Source organism: uncultured Abiotrophia sp., from assembly GCF_938010525.1.
Taxonomy (GTDB): domain Bacteria; phylum Bacillota; class Bacilli; order Lactobacillales; family Aerococcaceae; genus Abiotrophia.
In genome coordinates this window covers 208,905-234,288 of the sequence record NZ_CALLVK010000022.1, presented here as the reverse complement: position 1 = coordinate 234,288, position 25,384 = coordinate 208,905, and the positions used below count along the sequence as shown (strand labels likewise).

Below are 25,384 nucleotides of genomic sequence, written 5' to 3'. Positions count from 1 at the left end.
TTATTCTTTCTGTTTTCACTGTCCACCTCCTAATTAATTATCTTTATCTATTTTACCACATTTATTCTTCTTTCTCTAGTTGAGTAGGAATGTTTCACGTGAAACAAAAAAGACTAGAGCCTCGGCTCTAGTCAGTAAATGCTTAGTCTTGTACAGTAAATGGTAAAAGACCCATAATCCGTGCACGTTTAATAGCAACGGTTAAAGCACGTTGGTGCTTCGCGCAAGTCCCAGTTACACGACGTGGTAAGATTTTCCCTTTTTCAGAAATGAAACGTTTGAGTAAATCTACGTCTTTGTAGTCAGGATGATCGATATGGTTTGCGCAGAAGAAACATACTTTTCTACGACGGCGACGACCGCCACGGCGTTGTTGTTGTTCAGCCATATGTCATACTCCTTCTTAGTTCTTAGAATGGTAAATCATCTTCAGAAATATCAATTGGGTGACCTTCATCCATAAATGGAGAAGTATTTGATGAAGAAAATGATTGATTATAGTTATTTTGATTCATTTGTGGCTGTGATTGGTATCCTTGGCCTCCACCTGCACTATAAGCACCTGCTTGGTGATCAGTGTTTGGACTAGAGACAGGACGTTGTTCAGTCACAGAACGAGATTCTAGCAAGTCGAAGTTGTTAACAACCACTTCAGTTACATATACTCGTTGGCCTTGTTGATTATCGTATGAACGTGTTTGAAGACGTCCATCAATAGCAATCAAGGAACCTTTACGCGTGAAGTTAGCCAAGTTTTCAGCTGCCTTCCGCCAAATCACACACGAAATGAAGTCAGCTTCACGTTCACCTTGTTGGTTAGTAAAATTACGGTTAACCGCAATGGTAAAAGAACCGACTGCAGTGCCAGATGAGGTAAAACGTAATTCAACATCACGGGTTAAACGTCCGACTAATTGTACAGTATTCATGCTGGTTCCTCCCTCAAGATGTTTCACGTGAAACAATTAAGCTTCGACTTTGACGATCATGTGACGTAAGATGTCACGGTTGATTTTCGCAAGACGGTCGAATTCGTTAATGCCTTGTGCGTTTTCAGCGACAACATTCACGATATGGTAAATACCTTCTTTGTAGTCGTTGATTTCGTAAGCAAAACGTTTTTTCGCCCAGTCTTTCGATTCAACAACTTCAGTACCGTTCTCAGTTAAGATTGAATCGAAACGCTCGATCAATTCTTTCTTGGCGTCATCTGTTAAATCAGGACGGATGATGTACAAGATTTCGTATTTAGTTGCTTGACTCATTGACTGCACCTCCTTTTGGACTATTGGCTCATAAAGAGCAAGGAGAGTATGGAAATAGTCACATACTCACATCTAATAATTATACGCGACCCTAGCAAGAATTGCAAGCTATAATCAAAAGATTCTAGCATAAGACTTCAAACAAAAACATCCCCCAAAAGGGGGATGGACTTACTTAGCATTCCTGACAACACAATTTATAACAAAAGTTGCCGATTATGGCCATGGCGATGGCACGTTGGAAGTAATGATTTCCTAAAATAGACAACCAAATGCTAGTGCTTGATCCTAATGTTACTTCTATAAAAAGGCTTAGCAGAAGGATAAGAAGCAAGACTATATTGATTAGTTGATTAGGACGTGTAGATGACATAAGAGTTTCCTCCTATTCTTTTTCTAATCCATTATGACGATAGAGTAGAATGAAGACTACACTAAGACCTAATAACCAAGCTAAAGCTACTAATACTTCTCGTAAGGGCAAGCTAGCATCAGCAAAGTTACGCGCCCAACTGAAGAAGAAGTTAGTGTATAGATAGGGCGCAACCTTAGCCAAAGGTTCACTAAACATGGAATAGAAAGGAACTAAGATTAAAATCATCAAAGGGAAAATACTGTAGGCTGTGGCCTCAGATGAATTTTTAGCGAAAATTCCTGAAATAAAGCCAATAATAGATCCTGAAACAATGGTTGATAAACTGACAATCCCATACTTAAGAAGAGATAAATCAGAAAAACTCATACCTGATAAAGGAATCAAGAGATAACTAAGAAGCAATAAAAGAACAACCGTTGGCAGTAGGGTAGCAATGAGAAATTCTAAGCTTGTTACCGTTGAAGTCATCAAGACCCGCAAGGTTTTCTTTTCCTTTTCCTCAACTAAGCTCATCATACCAGTCATGGCACTTCCCATCCCTGCGATAAAGATGAAACCCATGGAAATAATCATGATACTACGTACATTTCCTTGAGCAAATTCATCCGTTCGAGGCAAGATAAAATTCATAGCAACCGGCATAATCATACCCATTAACAAAATAGGTAAAATCTGCATATTAACAACGATTTGGTAAATTTTGAATTTTGAAATAGTCCAGATTTTGTGTAAGTTCATCATAGTAATTCTCTCCCTGTCTTAGCAATAAATACTTCTTCTAACGTTGGTTCATTGGAATGGATGGTTTCGACTAAGTCTTGGCTTAACCATTCATTCAGTTGGGCAATGCCTGCTGGGTCTTGATTAATGACTACCTGACTCTTGTCTTTTAAGCCCACTTCTAACTTGCGTTCTCGCTTAAAGCTTAAGCAGGTATTTCTTGGTGTATCAAGTGAGACAATCTTACCGTCATTGAGAAGAGCCACTCGATCACAGAGTTTAGTTGCTTCTTCCATATTATGGGTAGTGAGGAAGATGGTGGTTCCTTCAGCTTGCACTTCCTTCAGTAACTTATGAATGGCTTGAGCAGTGGCAGGATCCAAACCGGAAGTTGGTTCATCTAGGAAGAGAACCTTAGGTGAATGGAGCAGGGCACGGGCCAATACTAGACGTTGACGCATCCCTTTCGATAAACGGCGGGCAAGTTTCTTCTTGTCTTGAGTCAATCCAACGCGTTCAAGTAAGAAGTCAATCCGCTTCTTATCAACCTTAAGTAGATCGGCGAAAAACTTCATATTATGATAGACAGAAACATTTTCGTAGAGACCTGAGTTATCCGTGACGATTCCGACTTCCTTATAGATATCTTGGGTCAGAGCATCAGTTGCTATTCCTAATAATTTAGTTTCACCTGAACTAGCTAGTAGTTGACCGGTTAAGATTTTAATGGTAGTTGTTTTACCTGCACCCGATGGTCCTAAAAATCCAAAAATTTCTCCAGATTCAACTGAAAAATCTAAATGATTGAGCGCGGTTTGATTTTTAAATTGTTTGACGAGGTCGCGCACCTCGATAACAGATGTGTGTGACATGTGACTTCCTCCTTCTGGTATTTGCTTTGATGACTATAGTCTACACCGACTTTTGACTTTTGACGTAAAAAATCGCCCAATTGTACGGCCAAAAAGTCAAAAAGAGGCCCACTCGGCCCAAGTGTGGAAAAAATGGGCTGAGTGGTACCTCAGAAATGGCTATAATTCAATTAATTGTCGCAAAGAGTCCAATCGACTGCGCGACAGAGGCAAGAGCGTTTCTTTAGGTTTCTTGAGAATCAGGGTATAAGAATTCTTAGAATAAGACACCAATTCGTTAATTCGCTGGAGGTTAACCAGGTAAGATCGATGACAACGGAAGAAGCCGAAGTGCTTCAACTTATCTTCTAAGTCAGACAAAGTCATGGCAGTCGGATAAGAATCGCCATTAACTTGAACGGTCGATACACTATTAATGCTTTCAATATAATCTATTTCATTTGGATTAAAGTAAACAGTCTTATCACTGAGTTTGCAGGCAACTTTAAAGACGCGATTGAGTTCAGTAGCGGTTAATTCATCTGCTTCCTTACCTTCTGAATCCGATTCTTCCTCTGAGACATCTACCAATTCTAGTCCCTCATGAAACTGGTAACGATAGGTCACGATATTAAGGAGAACTAATTCTTCTAATGAGGTAGCCGTAATCAAGAGGGTTAGGGGGAGAGACTTGATATAATCCAAAGCCTTAAGATAGAGCCCCACACCGTCATGACTCAGTAGCGAAATGGGACTTTCTAGGTAGAGCAAATCTGGTTGCTTAAGAATAGCTCGTAGCAACTGCAAGCGATGACGCTGATCAGACGTCAAATCCTTGATACGATAATTTACTAAATCCGATAAGGCGAAGGCCTCATAGAGCTCTGACAAATTACCAGTATAACCAGTCAGACGACTAAAAAGAGTAATAGCGACTTTAACTGTCTGACCTTCATAGACTCCGTCATCTAAGCGGCAACTTGCCATCGTCTTAAAACTACGGCTAATTTGACCGCTCGTTGGTCGCTCACGCTCCACCAAAAGTTCGTAGAAGATTTGCCGTTCATCTTGCGTGAATTTGATTCCTAGATGCTGCCTTGCTTCAATACTAAAATTCAAATCCTTGAGTAACATGCCATTCTGCGATTGCTTCATTACATCCTGCCATTCACATAACTTCATGGGCTCATCCTCCCTTTATTTTATAGATAGAGTCGATTCCGTCTTTGTCGATAACAAATAGTCAAAGCAATCAGACTAGCTAGTAGCCACAGGCCATAAATCAAGAAATCTATCCCTAGATTGCCATAATCTAAATGAAGTAACCAGGCATTGGCACGTCCAGTATAAAAATAAGGCATCAATCCTGCTAAATGGTCATTCATTCTACTAAATAGAGGAATAAAGGCTATGGCTAGCATGGGGACTATACTTGCAGCATTTGCTGTTGCAGACCGATCAAATATTAAACCAAAAATCAATCCCAAGATACTAGAAATTAGAAAGCACATACCAAAATGGAAAATCATGCCAAAAATAGAGCCTAAATACTGATAATCTAGGTTCAATAAAGGAAGGCTTATCATTACTGTCACCCACATAGTAATCTGTGTCATAATGACTAGGGACAGTAAATAAACCCAAGGTCTAACATGACTATCTAATAAAATACGTAAAGTTTTATGCTCCTTATCCTCAGTTAAATTCAACATAGTAAGCGTAATGGGAGACACGCTACCTAAAAAGGAAAAAAACATAATCATAACAAAGCCTTGTCGTTCTATAGGACTCACATCGTTTGGAAGAATGAAATTCATTATTACTGGATATAAAATCGTTATATATATCATAGGTGATATTTTGACAGACGCAAAACTCTGCTTAAATTTTACTCCAACCAGAGTCCAGACTTGTTGCCAAGTTTTCATGGGATAATCCCCCTCTCTCAAAACCTTCTCTAAGTCTTAATCTTATCCCTTCTTAACTATCATGTCAAATCATGCTAAGACAAAAGAAAAGAAGTTGAGTTCCGATAAAGGAATTCAACTTCTTGTTTGAACTTCTTATTCTTCTTCAGAATCCGAGTCATCCTTAGCTTCTTCAGTATCTACTTCTGTTTCAGCCAGTTCTTGAGTTTCTTCACCTGTCTTCATGATCTTGGTAATAGAACTTACCTTAGCTCCATCATCTAGACGAATCATTTTGACCCCAAGGGTAGCGCGTGAAGTAACAGAGATGCTAGCAATATTGAAGCGGATTACAACCCCTTGATCGGTCATCACCATGAGGTCTTCATCACCTTCAGTCGCTACAATACCAGCAAGCTGACCAGATTTAGCAGAAATATTAGAGGTCTTAATCCCTTTACCTCCTCGGTTCTTAACAGCATACTCGCTAGCTGGGGTTTGCTTACCATAACCACGCTCGGTTACAACTAAGACATTAGATTCAGGGTTTAAGACGGCCGCCCCAACAACATAGTCACCCTCACGCAGTTTCATTCCACGTACCCCGGTCGCTGTCCGGCCCATGATACGGGCATCTGTTTCTGCGAAAGTCATAGCATAACCATTGTGACTTCCGATAATAATATTTTGCTGACCATTCGTCACTAGGACGTTGATTAATTCATCGTCTTCGCGCATGTTAAGGGCAATCAAACCATTATTGCGGATGTTAGCGTAGGCGTTAACGTCAGAACGCTTCACAATCCCATTTTTAGTGACGAAGAAGAGGTATTGATTTTCCTCACTTGGATGAAGAGCAATGATTTCCTTAACGTATTCTTCCTTCTCGATATTGAGGAGGTTGACCACTGGAATCCCCTTGGCAGTCCGACCATACTCAGGAATATCATAACCTTTACTTTGATAGACTTTCCCTTTATTGGTGAAGAAGAGTAGGCTGTCGTGAGTCGAGCAGGAAACGAGGGTTTGGATATTGTCGTTATCGCTCATCCCCATGCCTTTAACCCCACGGCCACCACGGTTTTGAACTTGGAATTCATCCTGAGTCATCCGTTTGATATACCCATTAGAAGTCAAGGCAATCAAGACGTCTTCTTCTTCAATCAAGTCCTCATCTTCGATGCTGGTCAATTCACCAACACGTAATTCCGTCCGACGTTGGCCTGGGAAACGATTCTTGATATCTGCCAATTCGTCTTCAATAATGGCCATAATGTTGGCTTCTGAACTTAAAATTTCAGTTAAACGACGAATTAATTCCATCAAATCGTTATATTCTGCTTCAATCTTCTCACGTTCCAAACCAGTCAAGCGAGCCAGACGCATGTCTAAGATTGCTTGGGCCTGAATTGGCGAGAATTCAAAACGTTCAATTAACTGAACCTTGGCTACTTCTGTATCGTGAGAGCCACGAATAATGGCAATAATCTCATCAATAAAGTCTAATGCCTTACGTAAACCTTCTAAGATGTGAGCCCGGTCTTCGGCCTTACGTTTTTCAAATTCAGTCCGTCGACGAATGACTTCGATTTGGTACTCCAAATACTTGGTCAAGATTTCCTTGAGGCTCATGATCTTCGGAACGCCCTTGTCGATAGCTAACATATTGAAGCCAAAAGTAACTTGAAGGGCGGTGTATTTATAGAGATTGTTGAGCACGACATTGGCACTGGTGTCGCGTCGTACTTCTACAACAATTCGCATACCTTCACGACCAGATTCATCGGCCACATAGGTAATCCCTTCAATTTTTTTCTCCCGAGCTAATTCGGCAATCCGTTCTACTAACTTAGCCTTGTTGACCCCATAGGGAATCTCGGTCACAACAATTCGTTCCTTGTCATGAGCCATTTGCTCGATTTCAACGCGGCTTCGAACAATGATTTTGCCTTTACCAGTTTGATAGGCCTTGCGGATACCTGATTTCCCCATGACAATCCCACCTGTTGGGAAGTCTGGCCCAGGTAAAGCTTCCATTAGCTCATTAACGGACACATCTGGATTTTTCATCAAGAGGCTGAGGGCATCAATGGTTTCACCTAAGTTATGAGGCGGAATATTGGTTGCCATCCCAACCGCAATCCCGGCAGCCCCGTTAACTAAGACGTTAGGGAAACGAGAGGGGAGGGTTACAGGTTCTTTTTCTTCTTGAGAATAGTTATCCTTGAAATCAACTGTATCCTTATTGATATCCTTGAGCATTTCCATGGCAATCTTAGACATACGCGCCTCAGTATACCGCATTGCTGCTGCCCCGTCGCCATCGACAGAACCAAAGTTACCGTGCCCATCGACTAGTAGTTCCCGATAACTAAAAGGTTGGGCCATCCGGACCATGGCTTCATAAATCGCCGAGTCCCCGTGTGGGTGATATTTACCCATAACGTCCCCGACGATACGAGCCGATTTCTTATAAGGTTTATCCGGAGTAACTCCCATTTCATTCATCCCGTAGAGAATACGGCGGTGAACTGGCTTAAGTCCGTCACGTACATCAGGCAAGGCCCTAGAAACAATGACGCTCATAGCATAATCTAGGAAGGAAGTCCGCATCTCGTTAGAGAGATTGACGACCTCATAATTATGCGGTGTATGATCAAAGCTTTCACTCATACTATTAGTTCCTTTCTCCTTGTCGCAGCCTGCTAGATATCAAGGTTTTCGACATAGACAGCATTATCTTCAATGAAGGCCCGCCGTGGTTCTACATCGTCACCCATCAACATTTCCAGGACGGCTTCTGCTTCAATAGCATCTTCCACCGTCACCTGTAACATACGGCGATTTTCTGGATTCATGGTTGTTTCCCATAATTGGTCTTCGTTCATTTCCCCGAGACCCTTATAGCGCTGAATGGTGTAACGCGCGTTAGGATTTTCTTCTTGCCACTCCTTGAGTTCCACATCAGTATCTAGGTAAATAGCACGCTTACCTTGTTTAACTTGATAAAGAGGTGGTTTAGCAATATAAACATAACCTGCATCTAAAAGTGGACGCATATAGCGATAAATCAAGGTTAGGAGTAAGGTTCTGATGTGAGCCCCATCGACGTCCGCATCGGTCATCAGAATAAGTTTATGATAACGAGCTTTGGACACATCGAATTCCCCACCAAAGCCTGTCCCCATGGCAGTAAAGAGGGAACGGATTTCTTCGTTATTGAGAATCTTATCCATGGACGCTTTTTCAACGTTGAGGATTTTACCACGAATAGGCAAAATGGCTTGGTACATACGCGAACGACCCTGCTTGGCTGAACCGCCGGCTGAGTCCCCCTCGACGATAAATAATTCGCAGAGTTCCGCTTCACGGCTAGAACAGTCAGCTAATTTACCAGGTAGGTTACTAATTTCCATGACTGACTTACGTCTTGTCATTTCCCGCGCACGTTTGGCTGCCATACGAGCCTTAGCCGCTAAAATCCCTTTATCGACAATAATGCGTGCCACTTTAGGATTTTCCATAAGGTAAACATCAAACCCATTGGAGAAGAGTCGGTCTGTGATGGCCCGTACTTCGGAGTTACCTAATTTTGTCTTGGTTTGCCCCTCAAATTGAGGATCTGGGTGTTTGATAGAGAGAACCAAGGTTAAACCTTCACGGACATCTTCACCGGTTAGATTCTCGTCATTATCCTTGATTAAGTTCATCTTACGGGCATAATCATTGATAACCCGCGTTAAACCAGTCTTAAAGCCGGCTTCGTGAGACCCACCCTCATGGGTGTGAATATTGTTGGCAAAGGACAGAATAGTTGTATGATAACTATCCGTATACTGCATGGAAATTTCGACTTGGATATCATCGACTTCGCCTTCAATATAAATTGGTTCTTCAAAAATTGGCGTCTTATGTTGATTGAGATGTTGTACATAGCTCTTAATCCCACCTTCATAGTGGAAGCTATCTTTTTCTTCTTGATCCAGACGCTTATCTTCAATGGTAATCCGTAAACCCTTGTTAAGGAAGGCTAACTCGCGAATCCGTTTCTTCAAACGATCATATTCAAAGACCGTTGTTTCAGTAAAGATAGCAGGGTCTGGTAAGAAGTTGACCTTAGTCCCTGTTTCTGTGGCTTGACCGATCACTTCGAGGTCGCCTTCAACAGCTCCACGATGGTAACGTTGTTGATAGAGTTTCCCGTCACGCGAAACTTGCACGGTTAATTCAGTAGACAAGGCGTTTACGACAGATGCCCCCACACCGTGGAGACCCCCAGATACCTTATAACCGCCACCGCCAAATTTACCACCGGCATGGAGGACCGTAAAGACAGTCTCAACCGCTGGACGGCCTGTTTGAGGTTGAATATCAACAGGAATCCCCCGTCCATTATCTTGAACGGTAATACTATTATTGGCTTCAATGGTTACTTCGATATGGTCACAATAACCAGCCAAAGCTTCGTCGATTGAGTTATCCACAATTTCCCAAACTAAATGGTGTAAACCAACAATCGAGGTAGACCCAATATACATACCGGGACGCTTGCGGACGGCTTCTAAACCTTCTAAGACCTGAATCTGACCCGCATCATACTGTTGGGGTGCTTGCATTTGTTCCGTCATAGTGTTCTCCTTTACTGATGTTACCTGCTGAGATATAGAAAATCTCGGCATGAGGCAACTGATGTAGTTTAAGGCCCTTAATCGTTGCAGTCGTCAGGATGGTCTGGACCTTATCTTTAATATAAGACATCAAAATATGTTGGCGATCATCATCTAGCTCTGATAAGACATCATCTAAGAGTAGAACGGGATATTCGCCTCTTGCTTGTTTAATAAGCTCAATTTCAGCAAGTTTTAAACTCAAGACAATGGTACGTTGCTGACCCTGAGACCCGAAAAATTGGGCTTTTTTATCATTTACATAGGTCATAAAATCATCGCGGTGAGGCCCAAACAAGGTCGTTCCTTGATCACGCTCACGACTGGCATAAGTGCTAGCTTGATCGAGGAGTTGCTTGATTCTTTCCTCTAAGGATAAAGATTGATATACTTGGCTACCATTGACATATTCAAGATGCAACTGGTCACGACCATTGGATAGATTCTGATGGATAGGACTAGCGATTTGCCCTAATTTTTCAAGAAATTCCATGCGATATTGAATCAAATGTGCACCTTCTTGGCATAGTTGTTCAGTCAAAATTTCAAAGAAGACTTGATCGAATTTCTTGCCCCGTCCCTCCTGCTTGAGGTAGCTATTGCGCTGTTTAAGCAAACGCTGATAGGTTAAGAGGTGATTAAGATAAATGGGATTGGCCTGACCTAACTCGATGTCTAGGAAACGACGCCGTAAATTAGGTGCCCCCTTGATTAGTTGCATATCTTCTGGCGCAAATAGCACCGTATTGAATTGCCCCACAAAATGGCTAAGCTTCGATTGATCTAGGTAATTAACCTGAGCTACCTTGCCTTTTTTGGTCAAGGTTAAAGCCAGGGGAATTTCATAGTTTTTGGTCTCGATGACCGCTTCAATCCTTGCTTGTTCTTGGTCCCACTCAATCATTTCACTATCATGATTCGTTCGGTGACTTTTAGCCAAAGACAAGAGAAAAATCGATTCTAAGAGGTTGGTCTTGCCCTGGGCATTTTCACCTGTCAGAATAGTTAAACCCGGTCCTAGGCAAAGCTCAATCCCTTGGTAATTACGAAAATGGCTTAACTTTAAGATCTTAAGCTTCATCTGCAACCATCAAGGCATCAAAATCCAAAGCCGGAATGGTGACTTGATCCCCTGGATAGAGCTTACGCCCTCGGCGTGTTTCCTGCTCCTGATTTACCAAGACCTTTTCTTCTGACAGAAACCATTTGGCTTGGCCACCTGTTGCAATGATGCCTTCATTTTTCAATACCTGTCCTAGGGTAATGAAATCTGACTCAATGCTTATTTCTTGTCTTGCCATTTTATCACCTTAACCTATCTTGATTTTAGACCTTTACCCTCTAATTATACTCTTTTTTGTCGATTTAAGCAATTTTTCTGGCAAATAAGCCCCATAGTTAGCTAAATAAAAAAACGCCTAAAAAGGCGCTTTTTTTTAGTTTTAGATTTTTAAACGTGGTGAGTACGGATTGGCGTTAAAAGTTGGATCAAGTCATTATGACCTTCTTCAACTTTATCTTCGCGAAGCAATAATGGCCGTTCACCTGAGATAAAGCCTAATTTAATGGTGGTATCACCAAATGATTTGACGGCATCACGCATATAATCAGGGTTGAAGGCAATGGTTAAGTCGTCCCCTTCCAAGCTATCATAGCTTAACTCTTCAGTAGACTGACCAATTGAAATACCTTGTACTAGAAGCGCCACACTTCCTTGACTCATTTTAAGTTGAACCACATTAGACTTAGCCACATGAACTAAGAGCGCTGCCCGCTCCAAAGCTTGGTTGAAGGATTGGGTGTTGACGGTTAATTCTGTATTGTAAGTAGTTGGAATTAAGCGGCTAGTATCTGGGAAAGTTCCTTCTAGTAAACGAGAGTAAATGACTAGATTATCAAAATGGAAAACTAATTGCTGAGCCATAACATAGAAAGTCACGTTGGTTTCGTCATCTAAGATACGAGTCAACTCAATCACTGTTTTCTTAGGAATGGTAATATTAAGTCCCTTGAGACTTGGATTGAGATCCTTAATTGGAATATCGCGTTTACTCAAGCGATGACTATCAGTTGCAACCCCAGTCAAGTAACCATCATGGAAAGAAAGGTTCAAACCAGTTAAAATTGGACGGTTTTCTTGGTTGGAGGCAGAGAAGATGGTTTGGTTGATTAACTTCTTAAATAGTAGACCTGGTAAGGTGACAGGCTTATCTTCATCTGTTTCCGGTAAGACAGGGTATTGGCTACTGTCTACCCCTTGAATGGTAAAGACCGCTTTACCTGATGTTAATTGAACATTATAGTGGTCTTGCACTTCAATCTCTACCTGATTAGTTGGTAGCTTGCGCACAATATCAATGAAGAGACGTGCTGATAAGACAATACTACCTGGTCTAGTAACTTGAAGTTGAGCTGCCTCTTGACTTGTTTCAATGACACTTTCAATGGAAATGCTAGCGTCACTACCAGTTAAAATCAATCGATCTGATTTAAGCTCTAATTTCATACCAGTTAAAACAGGAATAGCTGCTTTACCTGGAATAGCCCGTGCTACATGGTTGAGTTGATTAATGAAGTAATCACGGTTAATCGAAAAATGCATGGGGGGTCGACTCCTTTTATTCATAAATATAATAAGATAAATATATATAGTCTTCTTCATCATAAGGCTTGTGGATTCTGTGGAAGACTGTCTTGAGTGGGAAGATAAAGGGATTTTCTCATGTGGAAAACCCTGTGCATAATTATCCACAAGTGTTTAGACTTATCAACAAGCTTACTGACCTAGTTTTTGTTTGAGCTCACTGAGCTCCTGTTTGAGTCGAGCATTATGTTGTAATTCGTCATTGATTTTCTCATAGGCATGGATAATGGTGGTGTGATTACGCTTGCCGAAGGCTTCGCCAATTTTTGGGAAGGAGACATCCGTTAATTCACGACAGAGATACATGGCAACTTGACGGGGATGAACGATTTCCTTGGTCCGTTTCTTGCCCTTTAATTCATCTATTTCGACATTATAGTAGCGTCCAACCTGGGTGACAATCTCATCAATGGATAGCTTATCGCTCATAGTTGGAGTTCCATTGAGGAGACTAGATAGGGCTTCGGCCGCTAAATTAGTGGTAATTTCACGGTTGTGGATAGTCGCATAGGCTGTGACCCGCGTCAAGGCACCTTCTAGTTCCCGGATATTGGTATTCACGTGGCTGGCGATATATTGCAGGGTATCGGCCGAGAATTCATTACTTGCTTTCTTACGTAAGATGGCAATCCGCGTTTCAAAGTCTGGCGGCGTAATATCAATCTGTAAGCCCCAAGCAAAGCGACTAATCAGTCGATCTTCTAAGCCACTTAAGGAACTTGGCAAGCGGTCACAGGTCATAACAATCTGTTTGCCGTGATTATAAAGCTCATTAAAGGTATGGAAGAATTCTTCGCGCGTCTTGTTTTTATTACTTAAAAACTGAATATCATCAATCAAGAGCACATCAATCTTTCGGTACATATGGCGGAATTCTTCGATTGTATTTTTCTCTAAAGCGGTAATAAAGTCATTAGTAAAGGATTCAGTCGTGGCATACTTAATCTTAGCATGTGGTTGGCGACTAAGGATTTCGTTCCCAATAGCCTGCATGAGGTGGGTTTTACCTAGCCCCACGCCCCCATAAATCAAGTAAGGGTTGTAAGTCTCTCCCGGGGCGTCACAGACGGTCAAGGCTGCTGCATGGGCCATTTTATTGGCCTCCCCGATGACAAAATTAGAGAAGGTATAGTTAGGATTTAATTGGGAGCGACTGTAAGAACTCGGTTCATTGGGTTCCATCTCCAAGGGAGAAATATGGACTGGTGTCTGGACTACTGGAGTATTTACCTGCTGCTTAGAAGGAGATACCACATATTTGGCTTGGTACTGACGTCCAAAGGTAGATAAGGAAAAATCTACTACGACATTCTTAAGCTTCCCCTGTTCCCAGAAGTTCCGAATAAGACTATTGGGAACGCGCAGTTTAAAGGAGTTTTCTGTTAATTCCATGATATCAGCACTAGAAACAAAAGCTTCAAAAGTCTTTTCGTCTAAACCACCATAATGGCGTATATATTCTAGGAGTTCTTGCCAAAAGAGCTCTTTCTCTTCCATTGACGGGGTCACCTCTTTCATAAGCAGAATCAATCACTTCTATTATAGCATAATCAGCTTGCTATCTCTAGTTTCTGTGGATAAGTCCCTCTATCCACATATGAACGGAAACTTATCCACAGGTGAATGAAAAGTGTGGATAAAGTCCATTTAGAGAGAAAATAACAGTTAGGTGTGCATAAGTGAAAGTCATACGAACCTTATTATATAAGCTTTTAGGGTAATTATCAACTTATTTCTGTGCATAAGTCGCTAAAATGTGCATAAGTTTAAAAATGTGGATAAGTTTAAAATAACTTGTGGATATAGTTGAGACTTATGCACAGTTTATTCTACTTATCCACATATTTGTGCACAGTAAGTCGGATTCAGTGCCCACTTGAGACAGAGAAAGTTTAGCAAAAGTTACAAAAATCCTTGACTTTCAGCTCTAACTTCATTAAACTAATCTAGTACTCTACACAAGAATGCAGCAGGAGGTGGATCGCATGAAGAGAACTTACCAACCAAAGAAACGTACACGTAAAAAAGTGCATGGTTTCCGTAAACGTATGAGCACTAAAAACGGCCGTAACGTCTTAAAACGTCGCCGCCAAAAAGGACGCAAACGTCTAGCTCAATAATTCTGAGACCTTAACAGGCCGCTTCTAAACCAGAAGCGGCCTTTCTTCTTAATATACAGTAAGCTACCTAAAGAAAGGACCCTATCATGACCCCAGAAGCTATTCGAGATTTACTTAAGCGACGTTATGCTTGTCGCGACTATGATCCCAATCGTAAGATTTCTGACCAGGATTTCCACTTGATTTTAGAAGCTGGCCAATTAGCCCCTAGTTCTTATGGGTTTGAGCCTTGGCACTTTTTAGTCATTGAATCGGAGTCACTCAAGCAAGCCTTGGCACCTATCGCCCTAGGTGCTCAGAAAGCTTTAGCATCAGCTAGCCATTTTGTCATCATTTTATCGCGCACGCAGGATAGTTTACGCTATGATGCGCCTTATATTGATTACATGATGCGGGAAATTCAAGGACTGCCAGAAGACCTCTGTGAATTTAAGCAACAACGCTTCGAGACCTTCCAGAAGGAAGATTTCGACTTATTGAGTTCTGAACGGGCCACCTTCGATTGGGCTAGCAAGCAGTCCTACCTAGCACTATCTCAGATGATGCAAGTTGCAGCCTTGAGAGGCATTGATTCTCTGGCTATGGAAGGCTTCAATCGCCAGGCAGTGACTGATTTGTTAACTGAACGTGGTCTATTAGAATCTAGTGAATGGGGTGTCTCTGTCATGGTGGCTTTCGGCTATGGACTTGGGTCAGTCCCTCAAAAAACTCGTCAGCCACTAAATCAATTAGTGACTTGGGTTAAATAAATGATGAACTTTTAAGGAGGGATGATAGTGGCTGGAATTTGGCTTTTGCTGCTATTCTTAATAGTAAGATTCGGATTATTAGCAATCATAAAGAGGGAAGCGATACAGCGAGCTACATATTTTGCTCCACTACAAAAATCAGAAAAAATAGCATATTACATTTATCAGATATCCAATATTGGATTGTTCATATGCTTAATGGTCTCATCAGTAAAAATTGATGATTCACTTTTATTTTATTGCGGAACTGTCTTTTTTATAGTAGGTATCCTATTATGTGCAATTTCTCTTGTATGCTTCGCATTGCCAGATGTTAATGGGTTAAATATTAACGGAATCTATAAAATTTCAAGAAATCCGATGTATGTGTCCTATTTTATTTGTTTCTTAGGAATGTCTTTCTTAACACAGTCTGTACCAATGTTGATAATAGTCTTAATCTTCCAGATTTCAGCACATTGGATTATTCTTTCTGAAGAAAGATGGTGTCTAGCAAAATTTGGAAAAAGCTATAAGGACTACATGAAAAGGGTCCGACGTTATATTTAAATAATTATGTATTATCTAATTTTAAAAAAGCCAGACTAGGGGGTTTATCCCTCCAAGTCTGGCTTTTTAAATTAATGGTGGGCAATCATTTCATTGATGATTTCATAGACATCAAGATTGCTTGGATAGTAGGTTGGCCAATTTTCCATCTCTTCCAACACTGGATCAATTAGTGACTTGGGTTAAATAAATGATATACAAAAACCTTATTCCTATCGATTTACTTGGGAATAAGGTTCTTTTTCGTATTAGACAATTATTATTCGAATTAGCCATATTTTAAAATATCAACCACGTGGAGGATATACTAGTGTCATATCAAGGTGATCGAATTTAAAAATCACTTATCTATTCATTGTGATTTCTAGTCTCACCTAATATATTGGAAGGAGGAAACCACAGTGAAGATTCGAGTGAAGTTAGAATTAGAAATCGGGTAATGAATAAAAGCTGTGAATGCAGTCATTCACAGCTTTTATTTTCTTCATAGAATTTCCGAAATTGATGACTAGTCTCCTCGAGCCCATATAGACTAAGGGAATCAATGATGCGTTCAATTTTGTCTGCATGTAAATAATGTGGTCTAGATCGGTAGGATAATAGTTCTTGGTAAAATAGCGCGTGTATTTTTTCTGGAAGATTTTCGTATAAAGTAACTTCTTTATCTATGATTGTTAGACAGTAGCAAGCTAATTCATCTTCATTCTCTCTGATACAAGTATAAATAAAATTATTAAGAATTGCTAATATCATCCTGCGTTGTTTACTTGTATAAGCATCAAGATTTTTTCGAAGTATAGAAAAAATCATTTGACGGTTAGCTTCTAGGTCATATAAATCCATAATATTAGTATATAAAGATAATTTATAGCTATCCCAGTTTTCAGCGCTGAAAAGCTTATCTTGCAGAAAATGTTTGGTATTTTCTGCAACCATGGATATATCATCGTTTAAGTCGGCCAGATAGACATCAACAATTGCCGTAAGTAAATCTTTTTCAAGTTGATTAAGACTCTTATCACCTTGAAATTGACTTTTCAACTGAGTTAGATTTTGACTTTGATAGCGTGTATAGTATTGAAGAATTTGATGCTGAGCGCGATCAAAACCAAGTGAATCGCTTGAAATATTAACAGACCTTACAAACTGCGTGATATCAATGCCATGTGTATTAAGAATATTAAATAAATCCTCAGCTGAAATACGGTGGATACCTTTTTCTACCTTCGAGTAAAAAGAAGGAGTCACGATACCGACGGTCATTTCTTCCATTGTTAGGCCCAATTTTTTACGATAATGATATAGAGCTTCACCAATTTCCATCTGTAATTCCCCTTTATGTCGTATACGACATTTTTATCTACGATTATAGTTTAAGCGATAGAATTAATAATGTAAATAAGGATTAGAGGTGATGATACTATGCGAAGACCTATTATTTTTGAATTTGAATCTGATTACTATTAGAAAATGTCATAACAGAAAGTAGGTAAAAATCAATGAAACAGCTCATCAAACATTTTTGGAAGGAAAATCTCCTGATGGTAATCATCTTGTTAGGCAATGCGCTCGCGCTAACGGCAACTAGCTTGATGCAAATTTTTATTTTAGATGCGCTCATTAGCTTAAATCTTATCAATTTTTTGCAGGCGATGGGCTATTTATTGATGGCCTATTTGATAATGTTAGGAATGACTTATTTAAAAATAAGATATCAGAGCAAATTAATTCAGCAGCAAACAACGTTTTTACGAATTAAAGTACTGAAAAAATTGAGCCAAATTGACTATGAAGATTTCAAGTCTAGGGAATCTCAATCATATGTTTCTTGGTTCACCAATGATATGGACTTAATCGAAAAACAGTCTTTGGTTCCCCTGTATGCCTTGATAGGAGGAATTATTAATGCCATTACATCTGGAATTGCTCTCCTAACCATGCATTGGTCATTAATTGCTTTAACGGCGAGTCTAGTTCTAGTGTTGCTTTTTATCCCCAAATTATTTTCCGGAAGGATGGAGCGTACTACTCGTCAAGTGGCTCAAGCAAATGAGGAATTCATACAGAAGATTGGCAACTATTTAATGGCCTATGATACAATTTTTTCTTATCGGAAGTTTTCTTATATTATCAAGAAGACAGAACAGGCATCAGATCATCTAGCTCAAGAAAAAAATAATTATCAGAAAGAGATTGGTTGGGTTACTGTTATAAGCGGTCTAGGAAATATATTGAGTCAGTTCTCTCTTTATGCTTTGACTGGTTATTTAGCAGTTCAACAAATCGTCACAATTGGTTCTTTATCAGCAACTGCTTCTTTAGCGGGTGATATTTTTAACACAGTAAGTAACATTAGCCAGTATCTTGCCATTATCAAGAGTAGCAAGCCTATTTTCGATAAATTTGAGGCATTAGAATCAGCTCATTATATTTCTCAAAATCTAACACCTATAGATGAATTAAGCTTAGAAAATATTAGTTTTGCATATCAAGAGAATCCATTATTTAATGGTTTATCATATCGGTTTAAGATGGGAGGAAAGTACGCCATTACTGGAAATAGTGGTTCAGGTAAATCTACTTTGTTGAATCTATTAGCAGGTAAAAATAGGCACTATCAAGGGACTATACGCTATGGAGAAAATAGTATTTTAGATGTAGATTATGATTCAATTTATCAAAATATTATTTATATTAATCAATACGATAGTCAAATTGAGGGTACTATTTTAGAAAATTTGACTTTTGGAGAAGAATTATCGGACGACTACATATATAAAATTTTAGAGGCTCTTGATCTAAAACAAGTAATCAATCAGCTTCCAGATGGATTAAATACAAAGATAGGTGACAAAGGCAGTCTATTATCTGGGGGACAACTCCAACGACTTTCTATTGCCCGTGCACTGTTACATAATAAACCTATTCTTTTATTGGATGAAAGTACATCTGGATTAGACCAAGAAACTATGCTAAAAATAGAAAATTTACTTATCCAACAAAAGGATAAAATGCTTATCATGGTTACACATCACTTACATCCAGAAATCCTTCAACAGCTTGATGGAGTTCTTCAACTAACTTAAAAAATAAACTAGGCTACGAGATGAATAAATCTCGTAGCCTAGTTTTATAATATTAATGGTGGGCAATCATTTCATCGATGATTTGATAGACATCAAGATCACTTGGGTAGTAGGTTGGCCAATTTTCCATTTCTTCCAATAATTTTTCGTGGTCTTGGTCACCAGCAAAAATATGGAAGTGTTCGGCTTTGGTAGGTCCAATCTCATGATCAGAGAATTGAATGTGTTTAGGTGCTCCTTGGCTATCGCCTTCGGCCGTGAAGAGATAACGGACCCCTTTCTTACCAGATTTATAGGTTAGAATCTTATAGCCATCGTAGCGGTAGGTTGCCGTGCTAGCTTGGTCACCTTTATAAAAGGTAATTTTGCCGCTATCGCCGTCAATCACGATTCGAGTGACATCTGTCTTGTAACCCGCTAGATAGTATTCCTTATATTCTTCGAAAGTTTTGGTTGCACCTTCTGCCTTAGATTTGTAGCGCATGACCATATCTAGTTCTCCGCTTTCCATATAAGGATAGACAGATTGCCAGTCACCACTATAGTCGCTTAAGGTCCGGTCAGAGACTTGGCTGTCTTCAAAAACCCCTTTCTGATGCGGTTTTACTTCGTGGTGGGAGTGGTTGCCATGGGCAAAAGCAGAGATGGGGCTCACTGCTAGAGCAAAGAGACTCAGTAATAAAAATAAAGTACGCTTCATATTCTTCTCCTTTATAAAAGTAATGATTACTTTTTATAGTATAAAGGATGAGGTTATAAAAAGCAACCATTACGTTTTATAAACTTAAGCAAATCGCCATAAGCTTACAAAAGATGAAAAGAAAAACCGCTCCAAAACACAATTATAGATGTAAAAGCTTGCAAAATACGGTATAATAGTAGGGAAATACTTTGCACTTGAGGCAGAATAAGGAGAGACCATGAAGAAAGCTTATCGAATCAAGAAAGAACGTGAATTTCAACATGTGTATCACCATGCCCAGACTTACGCCAACCGGCAGTTAGTGCTTTATGTCTATCCGAAACCTGAACAAGCACATTTTCGCGTCGGATTATCGGTTGGAAAACGTATCGGGAATGCTGTCATGCGCAATAAGGTCAAACGTTATCTCCGTCAATCCTTGCAGGATTTAGAGCATGAGATCCCCCACGAATATGATTATCTTCTCATTGCTCGACCTGATATTAAAGACAAGGATCAAGCTACGGTGCGTCAATCCCTGCGTCATGTCATGACCGTTGCAAAGTTATTATCATCCCATTCATAGGAGGTTTCAATGAAAAATTTATCGCGATGGATGAAAGCAGCTATGCTCTTGGCCTTGCCAATCTTCTTAGCGGGTTGCGGTGCCACATCAAATGTCGACGCCAACAGTAGTGGTGTCTGGGATGGCTACATCATCTACCCCCTCTCTCAATTCATTATTTGGTTATCCAATTTACTGGGAGGCAGTTACGGCTTAGGTATTATTCTCTTTACCATTATTATTTTGGTTGCGCTAACCCCTCTGACTAAGATGCAGATGGATTCGCAATTCCAAATGGCTGAAATCCAACCTGAAATTGAAGAACTGAAAAAACAATTCCCTAACCGAGATCGTGCGTCCATGGAAGCCCTCCAGCAGGCTCAACAGGATTTGATGAAGGAACGCGGTGTTAACCAATTTGCAGGATGTTTACCGCTTCTCATTCAATTGCCAGTAATGTTCGCCCTCTATCAGGTAATTGCTCGAACTGAAGTTTTACGGGATGGCCACTTCCTCTGGCTAGCCTTGGGTAAGGCAGACCCTTACTTCATCTTACCAATTTTAGCCGCAGTACTAACCTGGTATAGCTCATACCTAACAGTCAAGGCTAATCCTATCCAAAATGGCGCCAGCAAAGCCATGACTTATGTGGCACCTGCCATGATTCTCTTGGTATCCTTCAACTTCCCAGCAGCGGTTACCCTCTATTGGGTGGTGTCCAATGCAGTACGGGTTGTCCAAACCTTTATCTTCTATAACCCATACAAGATTATTGCCCAAAGAGAAGCAAAACGCCAAGAAGAAAAAGCCCGTCAGCGTCGTTTACGTAAAGCGCTGAAGAAGGTTAAATAGTTAGTATAAGTAAAGGAGCGTTCTTTTATGTTAGATAACAGTGTTACGATTAAAGCACCTAGCGTGGAACAAGCAGTCAAAATCGGCTTATCCAAACTTAATATCACTGAAGATCAAGCGGTGGTAACGGTCATTAATGAAGGTAAGAAGGGTCTCTTCGGCTTTGGTAAACAAGATGCCATTGTGGAAATTAGTGCCAAAACTAAAATCTCGCTCAACGACTTAGCTGAAGAAACCACAGAAGTTGAAGAAGTGGCAGCAGCTGTAGCGGTCGAAAGTCAAGTAGTCGCGGAGCCAGTTGTGCCAAGCCAAGAAGTGAGTCCACTTGTTGAAGAAGCTGCTCTTGTGGAAGAAACAGAAGAAGTGGTCGAGTCCGAAGATAAAGCCGAAGCTTCAGTTAGCCTCGAAGCAGTGGCGCGTTACCTTGAAGATGTCATTAAGGCTTTTGGCGCTGAAGCAAAGGTTAGTGTAGAAGCAAGTTCTCGCGAAGTTCATTTCAATATTGAAACAGACAAATCTGGTTTGATTATCGGGAAACATGGTAAAATCATTGATGCCTTGCAATCCTTAGCTCAAGTCATGGTTCACCGCGGACATCACCGTCGTGTAGCAGTTCTACTTAATGTGGGAGACTACCGCGATCGTCGCGCAGGAATTTTAGAAAGCATTGCAGAACGTACGGCTCGCCAAGTCCTTAAGACTAAGCAAGCTGTGATTTTAGATCCTCTACCAGCTTTCGAGCGTAAGCAAATTCACTCTCATCTTAGCCAAATCGAACATGTTAAGACCCACTCTGAAGGGGTCGAACCTAACCGATATTTAGTGGTTGAGTATGAAAACTAAATGAAAATAACAAAGTAAAATCAGCTGTAATTGACCCATAAGTCAGTTACAGCTGATTTATTGTGGAAGTATGTTTTCAAAACAAGAAAACTCTTACAAAAAAGGCTTGCATTCACTGTGATAAGTGATACAATGAGATTATAAATTTGTACAGACAAGTTTAAAAGGAGGAAAAAGGATGTCAAACTTCAAACAAGATGCGACGCAATTATTGTCCTTAATTGGTGGCAAGGAAAACATCTCAGCAGTGACCCACTGTGCAACACGGATGCGTTTTGCCTTGGTCGACCCTAGCCAGGCAGATGTCAAGGCAATCGAGGCGCTACCATCTGTCAAAGGTAGCTTTACTCAAGCGGGCCAATTTCAGGTCATTATTGGTAATGCAGTCTCTGAATTCTACAAAGAATTCCAAGCAGTTTCTGGTGTAGGTGAGGCTAGTAAGGATGAAGTCAAGGCTGCTGCTAAGAAGAACCAAAGTCTCTTACAACGTGCTATGACCACTATGGCAGAGATTTTCGCTCCAATCATTCCAGCTATTATCGTAGGGGGCTTGATTTTAGGGTTCCGTAACATCTTAGAAGGGGTACCGTTTGAGGCCTTAGGGCAAAAATTTGTTGAAGGCCAAGCTCAATTTAATCCAGATGGCACCATACTTTATAACTCAATTGTAGACGTTTCTCAGTTCTGGAGAGGGGTTAACGCCTTCTTATGGCTACCAGGTGAAGCCATCTTCCACTTCTTACCAGTAGGGATTGTCTGGTCGGTTACACGTAAGATGGGCACCACCCAAATTCTAGGGATTGTACTGGGTATTACTCTGGTATCTGGTCAGTTAACGAATGCTTATGGCTTTGCTGAGGCAGTTGAAAAAGGAACGCTTAAGTTCTGGGATTTTGGTTACTTCCGCCTCAATGCTATTGGTTATCAAGCTCAAGTCATTCCGGCTATTTTAGCAGGTTTGGCCCTGTCATACCTTGAAATCTTCTGGCGTAAAGTGGTGCCTGAAGTTCTGTCCATGATTCTAGTGCCATTTTTAGCTCTAGTTCCAGCTGTTATTTTAGCTCATACAGTTTTAGGTCCAATTGGCTGGACAATTGGTTCCTGGATTGCAGCGGTTGTTAAAGCAGGTTTGACCGGTACTTTTTCTTGGCTCTTTGGTGCTGTCTTTGGTGCCTTCTATGCGCCACTAGTTATCACCGGTCTCCATCACATGACCAACGCGATTGACTCTGAACTCATTGCTAATTTCAATGGGACAGGTCTTTGGCCAATGATTGCTCTCTCTAACATTGCCCAAGGTTCAGCTGTTTTAGCTGTCTGGTGGTTGACACGTAAGGATGAAGAGCAAAACCAAATTACAGTACCATCTGCTATTTCATGTTACCTAGGGGTTACTGAGCCGGCCCTCTTTGGGGTGAACCTTAAATATATTTACCCATTCCTAGCCGGAATGATTGGCTCTAGCTTGGCGGGCTTGATTGCGACAACTTATAAGGTGACCTCTAACGCCATTGGGGTCGGGGGGCTACCAGGCTTTATCGTCATTCAACCGGGCTCGATGGCGATGTTCTTCGTCTGCATGGCAGTCGCTTTAGTGGTACCATTTGTTGTAACACTTTTCTTCAATCGTCAATTCAAGTTCTTGGATAACAAGGCTGTTGACTTTGATATTCCATTCTTTAACAAGTAAAAGTAGAGGCTATGGGGCTAGGATGATTGTCTTAGTCCTTTTGAAAGGAGGTTCTTATGCGCTTATCGAAAAAGGTTGTCTATCAACTCTATCCTAAATCTTTCAAAGACACGACAGGGAATGGGATGGGAGACTTACGTGGTATCATCGAAAAACTAGACTACTTAGCGGGTCTAGGTATTGATTTAATATGGTTGAACCCTTTTTACCCTTCCCCACAACATGATAATGGCTATGATATTTCGGATTATTGTGCCATCGACCCGGCCTTTGGGACTATGGAAGATTTCGAAGAATTAGTGGCTGAAGCCGACAAACGAGGTATCGGCCTCATGCTCGACATGGTCTTGAACCATGTTTCGACAGAACATGAATGGTTCAAGAAGGCCTTGGCAGGGGACCCTAAGTATCAAGCTTACTTCTATTTAAGACCTGCTAAGGCTGACGGTAGTTTGCCAACCAACTGGGAGTCTAAATTTGGCGGACCTGCCTGGGAAAGGTTTGGCAAGACCGACTTATATTATTTACATCTTTATGATGTGACGCAGGCAGATTTAGATTGGCACAATCCTCAGGTTCGGCAAGAACTCCACCAAGTGGTGAATTTCTGGCGTCAAAAAGGGGTCAAAGGTTTCCGCTTCGATGTTTTGAATGTTATTGGCAAGTCAGAAGAATTGGTTGATAGCCAAGCACCCGGCTCTAGTCAGGAGAAGTCCCTCTATACAGATACGCCTATTGTGCATACTTGGATTCGGGAATTGAACCAAGCTACTTTTGGGCAGGATCAAGAAATCATCACAGTTGGGGAGATGTCTTCTACTACAATTGAAAATGGGATTAGCTATACCAACCCTAAAGATCAAGAACTATCTATGATTTTCTCCTTCCATCATCTCAAGGTTGACTATGAGAATGGGAAAAAATGGTCCAATCCAGCTTTTGATTTCTTAGAGCTCAAGCGGATTTTAGATGAGTGGCAAACAGGCATGTCTGACGGACAGGGATGGAATGCCCTCTTCTTCAATAATCACGACCAACCTCGATCTAACAACCGTTTTGGAGATGTGGTAAATTATCCTTATCAAACACAAACCTTGCTTGCAACAGTTACCCATTTATTGCGTGGGACGCCTTATATCTACCAAGGCGAAGAAATTGGCATGACTAACCCGGGCTACCAAGAATTGGCTCAATATAATGATGTGGAGACGCACAACAACTATCAGATTATGAGGGATAAGGGTTATTCCCATGAAAAAGCCATGGACATCATTCAGGCCAAATCCCGCGACAACAGCCGCACACCTATGCAATGGGATGGAACATCCCATGCAGGCTTTACCAAGGCCACGCCATGGCTAGAAGTTGCAGCTAACTATCCTACTATTAATGTTGAGAAGGAATTGGCGGAAGGTAAGATTTATACTTATTATCAAGAGCTCATTCGCTTGCGCAAGGACTATGATGTGATTTCGGATGGGACTTACGGTGGTTTATTCTTGGATCATCCTAGCATCATGGCCTTTGTAAGAGAATATGAAGGGCAACAATTACTGGTTCTAGGACATTTTTATGATGGAAATGTAGAAATTGAATTACCTCAGGCCTTTCGTGGTCGAATAGCGACTAAGTTGATTGGCAATGGACCAGTCCAATATGCTGATAGATTGACTTTAGGGGCTTATGAAGCCGTTGCTTTCTTATTTGAGACAGAATAGATTATGTGATATAGGGCAAATTCTTAGGAATTTGCCCTATTTATAGGCTTACTAATGGTAGATATAAATTGAAGCATGGTAAAATTATGGCGAGCATGGT

The 25,384-nt window shown here is 40.7% G+C and carries 25 protein-coding genes; 9 read left to right on the top strand and 16 right to left on the bottom strand.

What is annotated here, in order from left to right; translation table 11 throughout:
* Positions 1-142: 142 nt before the first annotated feature.
* From rpsR to dnaA, 13 genes are all read right to left on the bottom strand, one after another.
* The gene (gene rpsR / locus Q0339_RS07215) at positions 143-388 is read right to left on the bottom strand and encodes a 30S ribosomal protein S18 (RefSeq protein WP_023392587.1); all 246 of its coding nucleotides are present in this window, start codon (positions 386-388) and stop codon (positions 143-145) included.
* 22 nt (positions 389-410) lie between these two features.
* A complete protein-coding gene (gene ssb, locus Q0339_RS07210; RefSeq protein WP_298078127.1) occupies positions 411-929 on the bottom strand; it encodes a single-stranded DNA-binding protein in 519 nt (172 codons plus the stop codon).
* A gap of 36 nt (positions 930-965) precedes the next feature.
* The gene (gene rpsF / locus Q0339_RS07205) at positions 966-1,265 is read right to left on the bottom strand and encodes a 30S ribosomal protein S6 (RefSeq protein WP_298078126.1); all 300 of its coding nucleotides are present in this window, start codon (positions 1,263-1,265) and stop codon (positions 966-968) included.
* 385 nt (positions 1,266-1,650) lie between these two features.
* Complete coding sequence (locus tag Q0339_RS07200) at positions 1,651-2,382, bottom strand: ABC transporter permease (RefSeq protein ID WP_298078122.1); 732 nt, start codon at positions 2,380-2,382, stop codon at positions 1,651-1,653.
* Entirely contained in the window at positions 2,379-3,233 is an 855-nt protein-coding gene (locus Q0339_RS07195; protein WP_298078120.1) for an ABC transporter ATP-binding protein, read from the bottom strand. Before Q0339_RS07195 ends, Q0339_RS07200 begins: the two co-directional genes overlap by 4 nt.
* Positions 3,234-3,392: 159 nt before the next feature.
* On the bottom strand, positions 3,393-4,394 hold the full coding sequence (locus Q0339_RS07190) for a LytTR family transcriptional regulator DNA-binding domain-containing protein (RefSeq protein WP_298078118.1): 1,002 nt from the start codon (positions 4,392-4,394) through the stop codon (positions 3,393-3,395).
* A 20-nt stretch (positions 4,395-4,414) separates the two neighbouring features.
* Positions 4,415-5,140, bottom strand: a complete 726-nt coding sequence (locus tag Q0339_RS07185; protein WP_298078117.1) for an ABC transporter permease — start codon at positions 5,138-5,140, stop codon at positions 4,415-4,417.
* Between the two features lie 135 nt (positions 5,141-5,275).
* The gene (gyrA, locus tag Q0339_RS07180) at positions 5,276-7,792 is read right to left on the bottom strand and encodes a DNA gyrase subunit A (protein WP_298078115.1); all 2,517 of its coding nucleotides are present in this window, start codon (positions 7,790-7,792) and stop codon (positions 5,276-5,278) included.
* Positions 7,793-7,824: 32 nt separating this feature from the next.
* A complete protein-coding gene (gyrB, locus tag Q0339_RS07175) occupies positions 7,825-9,747 on the bottom strand; it encodes a DNA topoisomerase (ATP-hydrolyzing) subunit B (RefSeq protein WP_298078114.1) in 1,923 nt (640 codons plus the stop codon).
* Complete coding sequence (recF, locus tag Q0339_RS07170) at positions 9,713-10,867, bottom strand: DNA replication/repair protein RecF (RefSeq protein WP_298078112.1); 1,155 nt, start codon at positions 10,865-10,867, stop codon at positions 9,713-9,715. Before recF ends, gyrB begins: the two co-directional genes overlap by 35 nt.
* The gene (yaaA, locus tag Q0339_RS07165; protein WP_023392577.1) at positions 10,857-11,087 is read right to left on the bottom strand and encodes a S4 domain-containing protein YaaA; all 231 of its coding nucleotides are present in this window, start codon (positions 11,085-11,087) and stop codon (positions 10,857-10,859) included. Before yaaA ends, recF begins: the two co-directional genes overlap by 11 nt.
* A 149-nt stretch (positions 11,088-11,236) precedes the next feature.
* Positions 11,237-12,388, bottom strand: coding sequence for a DNA polymerase III subunit beta (gene dnaN, locus Q0339_RS07160; RefSeq protein ID WP_298078111.1), 1,152 nt, complete (start codon positions 12,386-12,388; stop codon positions 11,237-11,239).
* A 174-nt stretch (positions 12,389-12,562) separates the two neighbouring features.
* Positions 12,563-13,927, bottom strand: a complete 1,365-nt coding sequence (gene dnaA / locus Q0339_RS07155; RefSeq protein WP_298078110.1) for a chromosomal replication initiator protein DnaA — start codon at positions 13,925-13,927, stop codon at positions 12,563-12,565.
* Between the two features lie 488 nt (positions 13,928-14,415).
* Here dnaA and rpmH point away from each other — a divergent pair, with 488 nt between their 5' ends.
* The 3 genes from rpmH (at position 14,416) to Q0339_RS07140 (ending at position 15,848) form a co-directional block, all read left to right on the top strand.
* On the top strand, positions 14,416-14,550 hold the full coding sequence (gene rpmH, locus Q0339_RS07150) for a 50S ribosomal protein L34 (protein WP_023392574.1): 135 nt from the start codon (positions 14,416-14,418) through the stop codon (positions 14,548-14,550).
* An 86-nt stretch (positions 14,551-14,636) separates the two neighbouring features.
* Positions 14,637-15,299, top strand: coding sequence for an NAD(P)H-dependent oxidoreductase (locus Q0339_RS07145; protein ID WP_298078107.1), 663 nt, complete (start codon positions 14,637-14,639; stop codon positions 15,297-15,299).
* Positions 15,300-15,320: 21 nt separating this feature from the next.
* The gene (locus Q0339_RS07140; RefSeq protein WP_366517273.1) at positions 15,321-15,848 is read left to right on the top strand and encodes an isoprenylcysteine carboxylmethyltransferase family protein; all 528 of its coding nucleotides are present in this window, start codon (positions 15,321-15,323) and stop codon (positions 15,846-15,848) included.
* A gap of 71 nt (positions 15,849-15,919) precedes the next feature.
* Here Q0339_RS07140 and Q0339_RS07135 read toward each other — a convergent pair whose 3' ends face one another.
* Both Q0339_RS07135 and Q0339_RS07130 read right to left on the bottom strand, forming a co-directional pair.
* Positions 15,920-16,009, bottom strand: a complete 90-nt coding sequence (locus tag Q0339_RS07135; RefSeq protein WP_298078105.1) for a ZinT/AdcA family metal-binding protein — start codon at positions 16,007-16,009, stop codon at positions 15,920-15,922.
* Between the two features lie 301 nt (positions 16,010-16,310).
* On the bottom strand, positions 16,311-17,171 hold the full coding sequence (locus tag Q0339_RS07130; protein WP_298078104.1) for an Rgg/GadR/MutR family transcriptional regulator: 861 nt from the start codon (positions 17,169-17,171) through the stop codon (positions 16,311-16,313).
* Between the two features lie 176 nt (positions 17,172-17,347).
* Here Q0339_RS07130 and Q0339_RS07125 point away from each other — a divergent pair, with 176 nt between their 5' ends.
* Entirely contained in the window at positions 17,348-18,934 is a 1,587-nt protein-coding gene (locus tag Q0339_RS07125) for an ABC transporter ATP-binding protein (protein WP_298078102.1), read from the top strand.
* Between the two features lie 52 nt (positions 18,935-18,986).
* On the opposite strand, the gene Q0339_RS07120 is transcribed toward Q0339_RS07125, so the two are convergent.
* Positions 18,987-19,634, bottom strand: coding sequence for a metal-binding protein ZinT (locus Q0339_RS07120; RefSeq protein WP_298078101.1), 648 nt, complete (start codon positions 19,632-19,634; stop codon positions 18,987-18,989).
* Between the two features lie 220 nt (positions 19,635-19,854).
* Here Q0339_RS07120 and rnpA point away from each other — a divergent pair, with 220 nt between their 5' ends.
* The 5 genes from rnpA to treC all read left to right on the top strand — a co-directional run bounded on the left by rnpA (position 19,855) and on the right by treC (position 25,284).
* Entirely contained in the window at positions 19,855-20,202 is a 348-nt protein-coding gene (gene rnpA, locus Q0339_RS07115) for a ribonuclease P protein component (protein ID WP_023392569.1), read from the top strand.
* A 9-nt stretch (positions 20,203-20,211) separates the two neighbouring features.
* Entirely contained in the window at positions 20,212-21,033 is an 822-nt protein-coding gene (locus tag Q0339_RS07110) for a YidC/Oxa1 family membrane protein insertase (protein ID WP_070756461.1), read from the top strand.
* A gap of 27 nt (positions 21,034-21,060) precedes the next feature.
* Complete coding sequence (jag, locus tag Q0339_RS07105) at positions 21,061-21,876, top strand: RNA-binding cell elongation regulator Jag/EloR (protein WP_298078099.1); 816 nt, start codon at positions 21,061-21,063, stop codon at positions 21,874-21,876.
* A 178-nt stretch (positions 21,877-22,054) separates the two neighbouring features.
* The gene (gene treP / locus Q0339_RS07100) at positions 22,055-23,566 is read left to right on the top strand and encodes a PTS system trehalose-specific EIIBC component (RefSeq protein ID WP_298078098.1); all 1,512 of its coding nucleotides are present in this window, start codon (positions 22,055-22,057) and stop codon (positions 23,564-23,566) included.
* 56 nt (positions 23,567-23,622) lie between these two features.
* Complete coding sequence (treC, locus tag Q0339_RS07095) at positions 23,623-25,284, top strand: alpha,alpha-phosphotrehalase (RefSeq protein WP_298078097.1); 1,662 nt, start codon at positions 23,623-23,625, stop codon at positions 25,282-25,284.
* Positions 25,285-25,384 lie beyond the last annotated feature (100 nt).

Coding starts and splice junctions, on each gene's coding strand:
- rpsR (WP_023392587.1), bottom strand. CDS start 388: ATGGCTGAACAACAACAACGCCGTGGCGGTCGTCGCCGTCGTAGAAAA.
- ssb (WP_298078127.1), bottom strand. CDS start 929: ATGAATACTGTACAATTAGTCGGACGTTTAACCCGTGATGTTGAATTA.
- rpsF (WP_298078126.1), bottom strand. CDS start 1,265: ATGAGTCAAGCAACTAAATACGAAATCTTGTACATCATCCGTCCTGAT.
- Q0339_RS07200 (WP_298078122.1), bottom strand. CDS start 2,382: ATGATGAACTTACACAAAATCTGGACTATTTCAAAATTCAAAATTTAC.
- Q0339_RS07195 (WP_298078120.1), bottom strand. CDS start 3,233: ATGTCACACACATCTGTTATCGAGGTGCGCGACCTCGTCAAACAATTT.
- Q0339_RS07190 (WP_298078118.1), bottom strand. CDS start 4,394: ATGAAGTTATGTGAATGGCAGGATGTAATGAAGCAATCGCAGAATGGC.
- Q0339_RS07185 (WP_298078117.1), bottom strand. CDS start 5,140: ATGAAAACTTGGCAACAAGTCTGGACTCTGGTTGGAGTAAAATTTAAG.
- gyrA (WP_298078115.1), bottom strand. CDS start 7,792: ATGAGTGAAAGCTTTGATCATACACCGCATAATTATGAGGTCGTCAAT.
- gyrB (WP_298078114.1), bottom strand. CDS start 9,747: ATGACGGAACAAATGCAAGCACCCCAACAGTATGATGCGGGTCAGATT.
- recF (WP_298078112.1), bottom strand. CDS start 10,867: ATGAAGCTTAAGATCTTAAAGTTAAGCCATTTTCGTAATTACCAAGGG.
- yaaA (WP_023392577.1), bottom strand. CDS start 11,087: ATGGCAAGACAAGAAATAAGCATTGAGTCAGATTTCATTACCCTAGGA.
- dnaN (WP_298078111.1), bottom strand. CDS start 12,388: ATGCATTTTTCGATTAACCGTGATTACTTCATTAATCAACTCAACCAT.
- dnaA (WP_298078110.1), bottom strand. CDS start 13,927: ATGGAAGAGAAAGAGCTCTTTTGGCAAGAACTCCTAGAATATATACGC.
- rpmH (WP_023392574.1), top strand. CDS start 14,416: ATGAAGAGAACTTACCAACCAAAGAAACGTACACGTAAAAAAGTGCAT.
- Q0339_RS07145 (WP_298078107.1), top strand. CDS start 14,637: ATGACCCCAGAAGCTATTCGAGATTTACTTAAGCGACGTTATGCTTGT.
- Q0339_RS07140 (WP_366517273.1), top strand. CDS start 15,321: ATGATAGTGGCTGGAATTTGGCTTTTGCTGCTATTCTTAATAGTAAGA.
- Q0339_RS07130 (WP_298078104.1), bottom strand. CDS start 17,171: ATGGAAATTGGTGAAGCTCTATATCATTATCGTAAAAAATTGGGCCTA.
- Q0339_RS07125 (WP_298078102.1), top strand. CDS start 17,348: ATGAAACAGCTCATCAAACATTTTTGGAAGGAAAATCTCCTGATGGTA.
- Q0339_RS07120 (WP_298078101.1), bottom strand. CDS start 19,634: ATGAAGCGTACTTTATTTTTATTACTGAGTCTCTTTGCTCTAGCAGTG.
- rnpA (WP_023392569.1), top strand. CDS start 19,855: ATGAAGAAAGCTTATCGAATCAAGAAAGAACGTGAATTTCAACATGTG.
- Q0339_RS07110 (WP_070756461.1), top strand. CDS start 20,212: ATGAAAAATTTATCGCGATGGATGAAAGCAGCTATGCTCTTGGCCTTG.
- jag (WP_298078099.1), top strand. CDS start 21,061: ATGTTAGATAACAGTGTTACGATTAAAGCACCTAGCGTGGAACAAGCA.
- treP (WP_298078098.1), top strand. CDS start 22,055: ATGTCAAACTTCAAACAAGATGCGACGCAATTATTGTCCTTAATTGGT.
- treC (WP_298078097.1), top strand. CDS start 23,623: ATGCGCTTATCGAAAAAGGTTGTCTATCAACTCTATCCTAAATCTTTC.